This is a genomic window from Streptomyces sp. NBC_01241 (assembly GCF_041435435.1).
Lineage (GTDB): Bacteria > Actinomycetota > Actinomycetes > Streptomycetales > Streptomycetaceae > Streptomyces.
This window is the reverse complement of sequence record NZ_CP108494.1, coordinates 2,593,634-2,606,312: the sequence shown is the minus strand read 5'-3', so window position 1 is coordinate 2,606,312 and position 12,679 is coordinate 2,593,634. Positions and strand designations below refer to the sequence as shown.

The following is a 12,679-nucleotide window of genomic DNA, read 5'->3' as shown; positions in this document are numbered from 1 at the left end:
GACGCGGACGGGACTTCGGCCGGGACTTCGGCCGCCGCGGAGGCGGCGGAGGCCGTGGAGGCCGCGGAGGCCGCGGGGGTTACTGACCCGAAAATCCCTGACTCCATCCCCAAGCGAGGCAGGCTCGCGCTTCGGCGCGAGTTTGTCTCGTGGTCTTGGGGCCCGCGCCTATGGAGATGTTCCATAGTCCGAGCACCTCTGTGACGTGACGCCCATGCGCCTGCGCAGCTCACCACGGCGCCCAGCGCCCCCCGAAGAGACTTCTCAGGACTCGGTGACGGATATTCCGATCCGCACCGACCCCATCAGCATCATGGTGGCGTTCCGGCGCTTCTGGCCGATGACCGCGGGAGACCGGCGCTGGCTCGTCCTCATCTTCCTGTGCGCCGTCCTCGCCGCCGTCGCCGAGACCATCACCGTGCTGCTGTTCGCCGAACTCACCGACTCGGCGCTGCAGACCGGCTCCGTCAGCGCCTTCTGGAAACCGGCGGGCCAGTGGCTCGCCGTAGCCGTCATCGGCGCGGTGGTGGGATATCTGGGCAACTCGATCGCCGCCTGGACCGCCGAACGCTTCGTGATGCGGCTGCGGGCGCGGGTCTTCAGCCATCTCCAGACCCTCCCGCCGCACTTCTACCAACGCAATCGCCGCGGTGACCTGGTGGAGCGGCTGACCGGCGATGTGGAGGCCATCGAGGCGCTCGTGGTGTCCGGCATCGTCGGGGCGGCCTCGGCCGTGTTCAGCACGCTCTTCTACGCCGCCGCGGCCCTGTGGCTGCGCTGGGACCTGGCCCTCGCCACCTTTCTCATGGTTCCGCTCTTCTGGTTCACGACCAGGCGGTTCACCCAGCCCCTGCGCGCGGTGTCCCGGCGTGGCCGCGCCGCCGACGGCGCCATCACGGCGGTCGTCGAGGAGACGCTGGTCAATGTGGTCATGACGCAGGCGTACAACAGGCAGCCCGACGAGGAGGCGCGGCTCTTCGGCAAGGCACGCATCCGGCTGAAGGCAGCGGTGAGGGCCGTCCGCCTCACCGAGTTCTACGAGCAACTCGTCGAAGTCCTCGAAACCTTGTGCGTCCTGACGGTCATCGGCCTGGGGGTGTGGGAGATCTCCGCGGACCGGATGACTCTCGGGCAGCTCCTGGCCTTCGCCGCCTTCATCGGCTACCTCTACCCGCCGATCCGCTCCCTGGGCCAGCTCGGTCTGACGGCCACGGCCGCGACCGCGGGAGCCGAGCGGCTGCTGGAGATCCTGGACGCCCGACCCGCCGTCACCGACCCGGCCGCCTCCGTGCCCGCCCCTCCTCGGAGCCGTGCGCTCGGCGAGGTGGAGGCACGCGAGGTCCTCTTCCACTACCCGGACAGCAGCGAGCCCGTTCTCCGGGACCTCTCGTTCACCGCGAGCCCCGGGGAACTACTCGTCATCACCGGCCCCAGCGGCGCCGGCAAGTCGACGCTGGCGGCTCTGCTGCTGAGGTTCTACGACCCGGATGCCGGCAGCATCCGGCTGGACGGCGTGTCCGTGGATCGGCTGCCACTGACCTACTTGCGCCGGAACATCACCCTGTTGCCGCAGGAGACGCTCGTCCTGCACGACACCATTGAGGAGAACATCGGTTGCGGACGCGCCGATGTGACCCACCGTGACGTCGTGGAGGCCGCACGTGCGGCCGACGCCCACGCCTTCATCCGGACTTTGCCAGAGGGATATGACACTGTCATTGCCACGGGCACCTCCCGGCTCTCCGGAGGGCAGTTGCAGCGGATCGCGATCGCCCGTGCCATGCTGCGCGACGCGCCCGTGCTGCTGCTCGACGAGCCCACCACCGGGCTGGACAGACTGGCCGCACGGCGCATCCTCGCACCGCTGCGGCGCCTCGCCGAGGGGCGCACCACCATCGTGATCACACACGATCTGGCCCTTGCCGCGGACGCCGACCGCATCCTCGTCCTGGACGAGGGACGCCTGGTGGAGTCGGGCACGCACACGCAACTCCTGGGCCGGAACGGTCTGTACGCCACCCTGTTCGAGCGCCGTACCCAACCCTGTAACGGCGCCGTGTACCCGTCCGCCCGTCCGTCGGGAATCCACTGGCGGTAGGTGGGCACTCGCGGGATCCAACTGCCTGGCCGGCTGCGCTTCCTGACGTGGCGGCCCGCAGGTGTACGGGCCGCAACCGGACTTTCGGACGCACGCCGGTCGCTACCATCCGCTGTGACCGAAACAGCCGAAACAGCCGAAACAGCCGAAGAGCCCGGACGCCGCCCCCGGATATTCGCCGACCTGACGCCGCTGCGGACCTCCCCGCACTACCGGCGGCTCTGGTTCGGGAACACGGTCTCCTGGATCGGGCAGGGGATGACTGCGCTCGCGGTCTCGCTCCAGGTCTACGACATCACGGGGTCCGCCTTCTCGGTCGGGCTCATCGGGTTCTGTTCGTTCCTGCCCCTGGTCGTCTTCGGGCTGTACGGCGGCGCCGTCGCGGACACCATCGACCGGCGCAAGCTGGGGCTCGCCAGCTCCTCGGGGTCGTTCATCCTCTCTGTCGCGCTGGTCGTCGCCACCGTCGCCGGGGTGGAACAGGTGGGGCTGCTGTACGCGATCGTCGCCCTGCAGGCGGCCTGCTTCGCGCTCAACTCACCGGCCCGCACCTCGATGATCGCCCGGCTGCTGCCGGCCGAGCAGCTGCCCGCCGCCAACGCCCTCAACTCCATGACCGGCACCACCGGCACGCTGGTCGGGCCGATGCTCGGCGGGCTGATCGTCGGCTGGTGGGGCTACCGGGCCGCGTACACCGTCGACGCCGTCACCTTCACCGCCTCGCTGTACGCGATGTGGCGGCTGCCCTCGATGCTGCCGGAGCGGGCGGGAGACAGGGGCGTCAAGCGGGCATCCGTCGCGGACGGGCTGCGCTTCCTGGGGACCAGGCCCAATCTGCGGATGACCTTCTTCACCGACATGTGCGCCATGGTGCTGGCCCATCCCCGGGCGCTGTTCCCCGTCGTCGCCGTGGTCTGGTTCGGCGGTGACGCGAAGACCACCGGACTGCTGGTCGCCGCCCCCGCGCTGGGGGCGCTGCTGGGCGGGGTGTTCTCCGGGTGGCTGGGCCGCGTCCGCCGCCACGGCCTCGCCGTGCTCCTCGCCGTCGTCTGCTGGGGCACCGCCATCGCGCTCTTCGGCCTGACCCGTCAGCTCTGGCTCGGACTGATCTTCCTGGCGCTCGCCGGTGCCGCGGACACCACCTCGATGGTCTTCCGGAACACCATGCTCCAGGCGGCCGTGCCGGACGAGATGCGGGGGCGGCTGCAGGGCGTGTTCATCGTCGTCGTGGCGGGCGGACCGAGGCTCGGCGATTTCGTCGCCGGATCGGTCGCGGACCTGACCTCGCCTGGCCTGGCGGTGACCGGCGGCGGGATCGCCTGCGTCGTCGCCGTGTCGCTGCTGGGGCTGCGGTGGCGCGGATTCGTGCGGTACGACGCGAAGAACCCGCAGCCGTGACGGCTCGGCACCGGGGCTCCTGGATCAGGCCGGATGTGTCGATCAGGCCGGATCCGTCCTGATCCGGCCTGATCCATCCGGATCCGTCCTGATCCAGGCGAAGGCCCTGCCCGTCACCCGTCAGGCGGACAGCGACCGCTTCATGATTTTGCCCAGGTCGTTGCGGGGCAGCGCCGCCAGGTAACGGACCGTACGCGGGCGCTTGTGCGGGGCCAGCTGGGCGGCCACATGGTCCGCGAGCTCGTCCTTCGCGGGGGGCGCGGCGGGGTCGGCCGGCACCACCCAGGCGACGATGCGCTCGCCCAGATCCGGGTCCGGTTCACCGGTGACGGCGGCCTCGCGGACGCCGGGGTGGTCGAGGAGCGCGTTCTCGATCTCACCGGCGCCGATCTTGTACCCGCCGCTCTTGATCAGGTCGGTGGCCTTGCGGCCGACGATCCGTACGTAGCCGTCGGGGTCGCGGGTGGCCATGTCCCCCGTACGGAACCAGCCGTCCTCGGTGAACGCGGCGGCCGTGGCGTCGGGGCGGTTCAGATAGCCGGTGAAGAGGTTCGGGCCGCGCACCTGGATCTCGCCGATGGTGTCGGGGCTGGTGAGGACGGTGCCGTCCTCCTCGACGAGACGGAGTTCGACGCCGTGCAGGGGGCCGCCGACCGCGCCGGGACGCGGTTCGCCGTCGGCCCGGACGCCGGTGTTCATCAGGGTCTCCGTCATGCCGTACCGCTCGATGACCCGGCGGCCGGTCGCCGCCGCGATCCGTTCGTGGTCGTGGACCGGTAGCGCGGCCGACCCGGACACCAGCAGCCGGGCCCCGGCCAGCGCCTTCGCCAGCCCGGCCGCGTCCGGGCCGGAGCCGTCGAGGGCCTCGGCCAGCCGGTGGTACATCGTCGGTACGCCGAAAAGCATCGTGCCGCCGGACGACAGCTCCCGCGCCACCCCGTCGGTCGAGAACCGGCCCAGGTGCCGCACCGATCCGCCCCGGCGCAGCGGCCCGAGCACGCCCAGGATCAGACCGTGCACATGGAACAGCGGCAGGGCGTGGACGAGCACGTCGTCGCCGGTCCACTGCCAGGCGTCCTCCAGCGCGTCCAGCGATGCGGCGATCGCCCGCCGCGGCAGGACCGCGCCCTTGGGCGGGCCCGTGGTGCCGGAGGTGTAGACGATCAGCGCGGGGGACTCGGGGGAGGGCTCGGGGAGCGTGGGGCACGCCGCCCCGTCCGGGGCCGTTTCGACATCGATACGCTCCAGCGCGTCCAGCACCGGCGGGAGGACGTCGCCCGCCCCGGCCAGCACCACGCCCGGTTCGCTGTCGGCCACGATGTGCCCGAGTTCGCGCGTCCCCGTCTTCGGATTGAGCGGCACCGCCGACACCCCGGCCCGCAGCGCGGCCACGACGGCGACCACGGTCCCGGGCGTGGGCGTGGCCCAGACGGCGACCCGTCCGGCACCGGTGAGACGCGTGGCGAGCGCGGTGGAGGCAAGGGCCAGTCGGTCGTACGTCAGCGAGTGCTCGCCGAACCGTATGGCCTCACGGACGGAACCGTCATCCGGTACACACAGAAGAGAAGTCACCCACCGCACCCTAGAGCCCTCCTCACGCTGACGGGTCCGCATGCGCCCGTAGGCGTACACCGAAGGCCGGCCCGAAGCCGACGGTGGCGCAACGGCCACGAACCCGGCCCCGGTGCGCCTTGCGAGGTCACGAACCGGACAAAGCTGAGACAATCACGGTATGGACCGTCTGGACAGGGAGATTCTCGGCATTCTCCAGGAGGACGCCCGGATCTCGTACCGCGATCTGGGCGTGCGGGTCGGGCTCAGCGCCAACGCCGCGGCCGACCGGGTGCGCCGGCTGCGGCGCGACGGCGTCATCCGCGGCTTCACCGTGATCATCGACCCGGCCGCCGACACCCGCACGGGCCTCGTCGTCTTCATCGACGTGACGCTGCGTATCGACACGACGAACGAGGCGTTCGAACGGGCGGTGCTCGCCCTGCCCGGCATCACCGAGGTGGTGCACGTGACCGGCGGCCACGACTACCTCGTACGGGCCACCGTCGCCGACACCGCGGCCCTGGACGGGCTGCTGCGCAGGCTCAAGCGGGAGGCCGGTGTCGCCCACTCCAACACCCGCGTCGCGCTCAGAGCGGCGCCTGCCCGATGACGGTCGCGTGGGTGGCTTTGAGAGCGGCGCCTGCCCGATGACGGTCGCGTGGGTGGCTTTCAGAGCGGCGCCTGCCAGATGAAGGTCGGCGAACGCGAGCCGTCCTCCTCGCGGCCGTCGTCGGCGACCGACAGCCGGACCGCGGCCCGCCCGTCGGGCTCCACGGCCGCCGCGTCCACCTCCACCTCGATCGCCGACACCCCGGCCCGCCGGTGCGCGGCGGCCAGCGTGCCCCGCAGCGCCGCGAGCAGCCGGCCGTCCACGGGCTCCCGGACCAGCGTGTCGACCGCCCCGTTGAAGTGCACCGACGGCTGGAAGCCGAGCACGGCGGCGGCGCCCCCGGTCTCGCGCAGCACCCGGCCGCGGAAGGTGGCGGGGACCTCGGCGGGCGGCTGCTGGAGGGCGAAGATCGCCGTCCGTACCTCCTGAATGGTGGAGTCCAGTTCGTCGACGGCCTTGCCGAGCAGCTCGTCCGTCTCCGGGGCGGCGGCCCTGCGACGCGTCGACTCGAGCATCATCTCGGTCGCGAACAGCCGCTGGACGACGAGGTCGTGCAGATCGCGGGCGATCCTGTCCCGGTCCTCGTACACCGCGAGCTGTTCCCGGTCGTGCTGGGCGTCCGCCAGGACCAGGGCGAGCGCGGCCTGCGAGGCGAACTGCGAGGCCAGCTGCCGGTCCACAGCCGTGTACGGGCGGGCGCCGCGCCGCCGGGGCAGGGCGAGGGTGCCGATCAGCCGCCCGCCGCTCTGCAGCGGCAGCATCATGCTGGGCCCGAACCGCGACCGCACATGCGTCGTCATCCGTGGATCGGTGGCCGAGTCCTCGATGAACACAGGTTCCCCGCCCAGCAGTTGGACCAGCACGGCGGAACCGGCCTCGATGGTCGTACCGACGATCCCGGCCGGGTCGTCGAGCGTGGACGCGGTGACGATCTCCATGCCGCCCTTCTCGTCCGGCTGGAGGATCACCCCGGCGGTGGCGTCGGCGAGTGCCCTGGCCCCCTCGGCGACGGTCAGCAGCGCGTCGGCCGCGTTCCCGCCCGCCAGCAGGGCGGTGGTGACGGCGGCCGCCCCCTCGATCCAGCGCTCCCGTTGCCGGGCCGACTCGTACAGCCGGGCATTGCCGATCGCGATCCCGGCCTGCGAGGCCAGCACCCTGAGCAGCGCCATGTCCGTATCGGTGAAGCGGCCGGTGCGCTTCTCGGTGAGGTAGAGATTGCCGAACACCTGGTCCTGCACCTGGATCGGTGCCCCCAGGAAGGAGTGCATCGGCGGATGGCCGGGCGGTACCCCGCAGGAGCGCGGGTCGGTGGTCAGATCGTCGGAGCGCAGCGGCTGCGGTTCGGCGATGAGGAGGCCGAGCATCCCCGAGTGCCCGCCCGGGAACCGCCCGATGCGCTGCCGCTCGGCGTCGCCGAGGCCCGAGGTCAACAGCTCGGTGATCGTGCCGCGCCCGGGGTCGAGTACGCCGAGCGCGCCGTAGCGGGCCTCCGTCAGCGCGGTGGCGGTGTCCACGATCTGCTGGAGAGTGGCCCGCAGTTCGAGAGTGGTGCCGACGCTCGGCACCGCTTCCAGGAGCATCGGCAGCCGGGCCGTCCGCGCACGGCCGGTCGCGTCGGCCGGCTCCGCGTCCGGGGGCCCCGCGTGCGGGTGCGCCGCCGCCCGGTTCTCCGTCTCGTCGGACACGCGCGCACCCCCGCGGGGCTCAGCAGGCGAGCGGGTCGAGGACCATCGGCTCGATCTTCCCGTCCAGCATCGCACCGAGCCCCAGTACGGAGCACACGTCGGGCCGGTCCGCGATGTGCACGGACATGCCCGTCGCCTCCCGCAGCATCTGGTCGAGGCCGGGCAGCAGCGCGCTGCCGCCGACCATCATGATCCCGCAGTCGACCAGGTCGGCCACCAGATCGGGCGGGCAGTCGCGGAGGATCTTGCCGAGACCGTCGAGCACGGCGGTCAGCGGGGCGTGGATCGCCTTCCGCACGGCGGCGGTGTCGACCTCCACCGAGCGGGCCAGACCGGTCGCCACGTCCCGGCCGTGGATCTTGGTCGTCACGGGCCGGTGCGAGCTCGGACCGCTGCCGCTGAGCGCCAGTTGCAGCGGTCGTACGGACTGGCTCGGCAGCATCAACTCGTGGTGCTGGCGCAGATACTGGATCACCGTGTGGTCGATGGCGTCGCCGCCGACCGGGACACGTACGGCGGTCACGATCGAGCCGAGCGAGAGCACCGCGATCTGGGTGGTCGCCGCCCCGCACACCATGATCATGGTCGCGGTCGGCTGCTCGACGGGGAGCCCGCAGCCGACGGCCGCCGCGATCAGGGTGTCGACCAGCTCGACCCGCCGCGCGCCCAGCCCCACCAGGGTTTCGACGGTGGCCCGCTGGGCGAGCGGATCGCTGTCGTGCGGGGTGCAGGCGGCGGCCCGCAGCCGGGGCTTGCGGCGCAGCTGGCGGCGGAGCTTCTCGCCGAGCAGCTGGCGGAGCATCCGCTGGGCCATCTCGATGTCGATGACGGTTCCACCGGTGACCGGGCGGACCACCCGGATGTAGTCGGGGGTGCGGCCCGTCATCTTTTCGGCGAGTTCGCCGACGGCGATGAGCGAGCCGGTACGGGTGTTCACGGCGGCGGCGCTCGGCTCGTCGACGACGAGCCCGAGTCCCTTGACGTACACACGGGTCCGGGCGGCCCCGAGGTCGACGGCGACATGGCAACGGCGCAACTGCTCAAGGCTGACGGTCACGGCAGGTTCTCCCGAGAGCACTGAGGGGATTCCGGCGGCAGCCGGCTCTCTTCGCATCGTGCGCCGTTCGGAGTCGTCGCGCCCGTCGGGATGAGCCGTAGGGGGTCCGGGCTGACGGAGTGACAGGGCGCGCGGTACGCAGAGGTCAGCCGGGCAGCAGTCGCTGGAACAGCCCCCAGGTGAATTCGGCGACATACGATTCACCCGTGTCGGGCGCGTCGATCGCGAGCGCCCACCGGGTCGGCGGGCTGCCCTCCATCGGACGGGCCGGGGCGAAGGCCCGGGCGACCTCGTCCACCGTGCCCGACCAGGGGCGCAGATCCTGGACGGTACGCAGTTCGGGGCCCGGCGCTCCCGGCGCCCGCACCAGCCATTCGTTCCATACGGCCCCGCCCGGCGCGATCATCACCTCGAACCGCAGATCCGGCCAGAGCGGCACCGGCCACAGCAGCGCGTCGCACTCCAGATCGCCGATCGTGCGGTGTACGGACGACTCGGGCTCGCCGAGCACCGAACGGTAGCGCCGCAGGGCGCCCCGCCCCCGTGGCGCCCGCACCATGGCCTGCCAACGCCGGTTGGCCTCCCGCATCTCGGCGAGCGAGGCACTCAGCTCCTGCCGGGCCTCGTCGACGAGGGCGGGCTGATGGTCGGCCATCCGGCGCAGCAGGACGAGCTGGAACTCACGAGGGCCGAAAGGCGTGGGCGCGGTCATGGTTTCAACATTTCCACACAGGATCCTCACATGGGCGGCTATCTATGTTGTCCTACTGGCATCTAATCTGCGGGCGCCATGGATTACTGCCACCCGTGCCAACGGCATCTCAACGGCGCCCTGGCCTGTGCCGGATGCGGAACCCCCGCGGAGGCGCTGAGCCACTACGCCACGCCCGCGTTTGCCGGCCACGAGCCGGATGCGGAGCGCGAACCGTCCGCACCGCCCCGGCTCGCGGGACGCCGCGGGGGGCGCGATGCTGCCCGCCCCGCGCGCGGCACCTCCGGTTCCCGCAGGCCGGACCGGAGGGCCGGGGCGCAGCGGCGTGGCAAGCGTGCACACCGCCGTCGGGGCCGGACGTCCCTGCTCGTCGCAATCGGCGTGGTGCTCGCGGCGGGGCTGCTGAGCCTGGCCGAGCTGGCCATCGAGCCGAACGGCGACGACCGCGCCTCGGACTACGTACGCGAAGCGGTCCCGGATGCGACCGAGCCGGCCCCGGCACTCTCGGCGAGCGACGCGGCCGAACGGCCCGGCCCGGTGGACGGCCCCTCCGTGCTCCCGGCCACCGATGCGCATCCCGCCGGTGCCACGGGTGCGGGTGGGGCGACGGGCAGCGCCCGCCCCGAGGATTCCGGCGCGGACAGCCCCCGCCCCGAGGATTCCGCCGCCGCGCCGGTACCGGAATCCGCCGCGCCCTCCGCCCCCACGGACCTGGCGCCCGGCCCCGACGCCACCGAGGGGGCGCCCGGCGATCCGTCGGACCCGGCCCGGCCCGGCGGCGGACCGACGCGGCCGGCACCCCCGGCGTCGCCCACCCCGACGCCGACGCCGACGCCGACCCGCTCCGAGACGTGCTGGTTCCTCTGGTTCTGCTCCTGAGCGTTCTGCTCCTGCCCGGGGTGGCTCCTGACCCGGGTCTGCCCCTGACCTGGTTCTGTTCCTGAGCGTTCTGCCCCGAGTCCGCCCGGCCCCCGAGCCCGCCCGGCCCCCGAGCCCGCCCGGCCCCCGGCCACGCCCTGCCCTCAGCTGTGGCGCGGGCCCGACTCTCCCAGCATGCGCCGCAGCAGGTCCCGCAGCGTCGCCCGGTCCTCGTCCGACAGCTCGGCCAGCGGCTCCCGGGCGAACGTGAGCGAATCGCGCAGCTCCTGCGCCGTCCGCGCGCCCTTCTCCGTCGGGGCGGCCAGCTTCACCCGCCGGTCGGCCGGATCCGGCCTGCGCTCCACCAGGCCGCGGGTCTCCAGCCGGTCGACGATGCCGGTGACATTCGACGGCTCGCACTTCAGCTTCTGGGCGATCCTGCGCATGGGTATCGGCTCCAGGGCGAGCAGCCCGAGAACGCGCGCCTGGGCGCCGGTGAGGGAGTGGGCCGCCGCGGCCTCGTCGTACTCCTCGTAGTAACGCGCCACGACGGTGCCGATGAGCTCGACGACTTCGAGGGTCAGAGGGTCTGTACGGGTGGTGGCCATGACACCCACGATAACCGGTTACTTGACAATATGAAATATCCAGGAGCATGGTTGTTTCACGTCATGAAGTATTTTCATTGAGGAGACCCGGAGCCCATGTCTGCAGCACTTCCCGCGTCCAGCCGTGAATGGCACCTCGTGGCCCGCCCGCACGGCTGGCCGAAGGCCGAGGATTTCGCACTGCGTGAGGCCCCGGTCACCGCTCCGGGCGAGGGGCGCGTCCTCGTCCGTAACCTGCACTTCTCGGTCGATCCGTACATGAGGGGAAGGATGAACGACGTGAAGTCGTACACCCCGCCCTTCAAGCTCGATCACCCCATGGACGGCGGAGCGGTCGGCGAGGTCGTCGCGTCGAACGCGGCGGGTATCGCGGTCGGTGACCACGTCCTGCACGGCCTCGGCTGGCGCGAGTACGCCGAGGTCCCGGCCGAGCGCGTGGTGAAGGTCGACCCGTCGCTCGCCCCGCTCTCCGCCTATCTCGGCGTGCTCGGCATGACCGGTCTCACCGCCTACGCGGGCCTCTTCGAGGTCGCCTCCTTCAAGGCGGGCGACGCCGTCTTCGTCTCCGGAGCGGCCGGTGCGGTCGGCAGCCAGGTCGGCCAGATGGCGAAGCTCAAGGGCGCCTCACGGGTCATCGGCTCGGCCGGATCCGACGAGAAGGTCAAGCTCCTCGTCGAGGAGTACGGCTTCGACGCGGCCTTCAACTACAAGAACGGCCCGGTCGCCGAGCAGCTGCGCGAGGCCGCCCCCGACGGCATCGACGTCTACTTCGACAACGTCGGCGGCGAACACCTCGAAGCCGCGATCTCCTCGCTCAACGTGCACGGCCGCGTCACCCTCTGCGGAATGATCGCCCAGTACAACGCGACCGAGCCGACCCCCGGCCCGCGCAACCTCGCCCTCGTCATCGGCAAGCGGCTGCGCATCCAGGGCATGCTCGTCGGCGATCACGCCGCGCTCCAGCCGCAGTTCGTCCAGGACGTGGCCGGCTGGCTGGCCTCGGGCGAGCTGAAGTACCGCGAGACCTTCGTCGACGGCATCGAGAACGGCTTCGACGCCTTCCTCGGTCTGCTGCGCGGCGAGAACACCGGGAAGATGATCGTCTCCCTGGCCTGAAAGCCGCTCAGGGGCGCCCATTGGTCTCATCCAACATCAAGGTAGAGCTGTCGGTTGCCTGACCGCTCGCAACCGGCCGAGGGCCGCATCCCCGCGAGGGCCGCATCCCCGCGAGGGGGTGCGGTCCTCGGCCGTGCACCGGGCCACCGCGACGGGAGGGGCCACATCCCCCACCAGTACCCTGACGCAATGCGTGATCTAGGGGTGGGCTTCGGCTACTTGGTCAAGGGGCAGCGATGGGTCGGCCGGCACGGACGCTGGTTCGGCTTCGGGCTGCTGCCCGGGCTCATCACCCTCGTCCTGTACGCGGCAGCGCTGGTCGGCCTCGGCTATGGCGCCGACACTCTGGTGACCTGGGCGACCCCCTTCGCCGACGACTGGTCGTCGCCCTGGGCCGGTCTGCTCCGCACCACCCTGACCGTGCTGGTCTTCGGGCTCGGGCTCTTCCTCGCCGTGATCACGTTCACCGCCGTGACGCTGCTGGTCGGCCAGCCCTTCTACGAGTCGCTCTCCGAGCAGGTCGACCGTACGGAGGGCGGCGAGGTTCCCGAGTCCGGGCTGCCGCTCTGGCGGGAGCTGTGGATATCCGCCCGTGACAGCGTTCGCATCCTGGTGCGGGTGGGGCTGTACTCGGTGGTGCTCTTCGGTTTCGGGTTCATTCCGGTCGTCGGTCAGACCGTCGTCCCCGTGATCGGCTTCTGCGTCACCGGCTACTTCCTCGCCGAGGAACTCACGGCCGTCGCGCTCCAGCGCCGCGGCATGGTCCTGAAGGACCGGCTCGCCCTGCTGCGCGGGCGTCGCCTGCTGACCCTCGGTTTCGGCGTGCCGCTGGGGCTCGCCTTCCTCGTTCCGTTCGTCGCCGTGTTCCTGATGCCGGGTGCCGTCGCCGGAGCGACTCTGCTGGTGCGCGACCTGGTGCCGACGGACGAGGACGAGGGCGAGGACGACGCCCCCGCCCCGTACACCCTCGACAAGGGCTAAGG

General features: G+C 71.7%; 11 protein-coding genes. 6 read left to right on the top strand and 5 right to left on the bottom strand.

Annotated features, from left to right (window positions below; all coding sequences use genetic code 11):
* Nucleotides 1-313: 313 nt before the first annotated feature.
* Both OG306_RS11360 and OG306_RS11355 read left to right on the top strand, forming a co-directional pair.
* Nucleotides 314-2,098 carry an ABC transporter ATP-binding protein gene (locus tag OG306_RS11360; RefSeq protein ID WP_266752166.1) on the top strand — a complete coding sequence of 595 codons (1,785 nt, stop codon included), beginning with the start codon at nt 314-316 and terminating at the stop codon, nt 2,096-2,098.
* Nucleotides 2,099-2,212: 114 nt separating this feature from the next.
* Entirely contained in the window at nt 2,213-3,496 is a 1,284-nt protein-coding gene (locus OG306_RS11355) for an MFS transporter (protein WP_371665259.1), read from the top strand.
* 120 nt (nt 3,497-3,616) lie between these two features.
* Here OG306_RS11355 and OG306_RS11350 read toward each other — a convergent pair whose 3' ends face one another.
* On the bottom strand, nt 3,617-5,068 hold the full coding sequence (locus OG306_RS11350) for an acyl-CoA synthetase (protein WP_266746070.1): 1,452 nt from the start codon (nt 5,066-5,068) through the stop codon (nt 3,617-3,619).
* A gap of 160 nt (nt 5,069-5,228) precedes the next feature.
* On the opposite strand from OG306_RS11350, the gene OG306_RS11345 reads away from it, so the two are divergent.
* On the top strand, nt 5,229-5,660 hold the full coding sequence (locus tag OG306_RS11345) for an Lrp/AsnC family transcriptional regulator (RefSeq protein WP_266746069.1): 432 nt from the start codon (nt 5,229-5,231) through the stop codon (nt 5,658-5,660).
* A gap of 59 nt (nt 5,661-5,719) precedes the next feature.
* Here OG306_RS11345 and OG306_RS11340 read toward each other — a convergent pair whose 3' ends face one another.
* The 3 genes from OG306_RS11340 to OG306_RS11330 form a co-directional block, all read right to left on the bottom strand.
* Nucleotides 5,720-7,240: a sensor histidine kinase gene (locus OG306_RS11340; RefSeq protein ID WP_266752164.1), complete on the bottom strand. Its 1,521-nt coding sequence runs from the start codon at nt 7,238-7,240 to the stop codon at nt 5,720-5,722.
* Between the two features lie 124 nt (nt 7,241-7,364).
* The gene (locus OG306_RS11335) at nt 7,365-8,402 is read right to left on the bottom strand and encodes a rod shape-determining protein (protein WP_266746068.1); all 1,038 of its coding nucleotides are present in this window, start codon (nt 8,400-8,402) and stop codon (nt 7,365-7,367) included.
* A 145-nt stretch (nt 8,403-8,547) separates the two neighbouring features.
* Nucleotides 8,548-9,114, bottom strand: a complete 567-nt coding sequence (locus OG306_RS11330; RefSeq protein WP_266746067.1) for a hypothetical protein — start codon at nt 9,112-9,114, stop codon at nt 8,548-8,550.
* A 78-nt stretch (nt 9,115-9,192) separates the two neighbouring features.
* Between OG306_RS11330 and OG306_RS11325 the strand changes: the two genes are divergently transcribed.
* Nucleotides 9,193-9,993 (top strand): SCO2400 family protein, encoded by an 801-nt coding sequence (locus tag OG306_RS11325; protein ID WP_266746066.1) that lies wholly within the window; start codon nt 9,193-9,195, stop codon nt 9,991-9,993.
* A gap of 143 nt (nt 9,994-10,136) precedes the next feature.
* Here the strand turns inward: OG306_RS11325 and OG306_RS11320 are convergent, their stop codons facing one another.
* On the bottom strand, nt 10,137-10,580 hold the full coding sequence (locus tag OG306_RS11320; protein ID WP_266746065.1) for a MarR family winged helix-turn-helix transcriptional regulator: 444 nt from the start codon (nt 10,578-10,580) through the stop codon (nt 10,137-10,139).
* 96 nt (nt 10,581-10,676) lie between these two features.
* Between OG306_RS11320 and OG306_RS11315 the strand changes: the two genes are divergently transcribed.
* Nucleotides 10,677-11,696 (top strand): NADP-dependent oxidoreductase, encoded by a 1,020-nt coding sequence (locus OG306_RS11315; RefSeq protein ID WP_266746064.1) that lies wholly within the window; start codon nt 10,677-10,679, stop codon nt 11,694-11,696.
* Nucleotides 11,697-11,885: 189 nt separating this feature from the next.
* Nucleotides 11,886-12,677, top strand: a complete 792-nt coding sequence (locus OG306_RS11310; protein WP_266746063.1) for an EI24 domain-containing protein — start codon at nt 11,886-11,888, stop codon at nt 12,675-12,677.
* Nucleotides 12,678-12,679 lie beyond the last annotated feature (2 nt).

What these genes read in the sequence shown, in the direction of transcription:
- OG306_RS11330 (WP_266746067.1), bottom strand. Translation starts at nt 9,114, where the DNA reads ATGACCGCGCCCACGCCTTTCGGCCCTCGTGAGTTCCAGCTCGTCCTG.
- OG306_RS11315 (WP_266746064.1), top strand. Translation starts at nt 10,677, where the DNA reads ATGTCTGCAGCACTTCCCGCGTCCAGCCGTGAATGGCACCTCGTGGCC.
- OG306_RS11345 (WP_266746069.1), top strand. Translation starts at nt 5,229, where the DNA reads ATGGACCGTCTGGACAGGGAGATTCTCGGCATTCTCCAGGAGGACGCC.
- OG306_RS11325 (WP_266746066.1), top strand. Translation starts at nt 9,193, where the DNA reads ATGGATTACTGCCACCCGTGCCAACGGCATCTCAACGGCGCCCTGGCC.
- OG306_RS11310 (WP_266746063.1), top strand. Translation starts at nt 11,886, where the DNA reads ATGCGTGATCTAGGGGTGGGCTTCGGCTACTTGGTCAAGGGGCAGCGA.
- OG306_RS11360 (WP_266752166.1), top strand. Translation starts at nt 314, where the DNA reads ATGGTGGCGTTCCGGCGCTTCTGGCCGATGACCGCGGGAGACCGGCGC.
- OG306_RS11320 (WP_266746065.1), bottom strand. Translation starts at nt 10,580, where the DNA reads ATGGCCACCACCCGTACAGACCCTCTGACCCTCGAAGTCGTCGAGCTC.
- OG306_RS11340 (WP_266752164.1), bottom strand. Translation starts at nt 7,240, where the DNA reads ATGCTCCTGGAAGCGGTGCCGAGCGTCGGCACCACTCTCGAACTGCGG.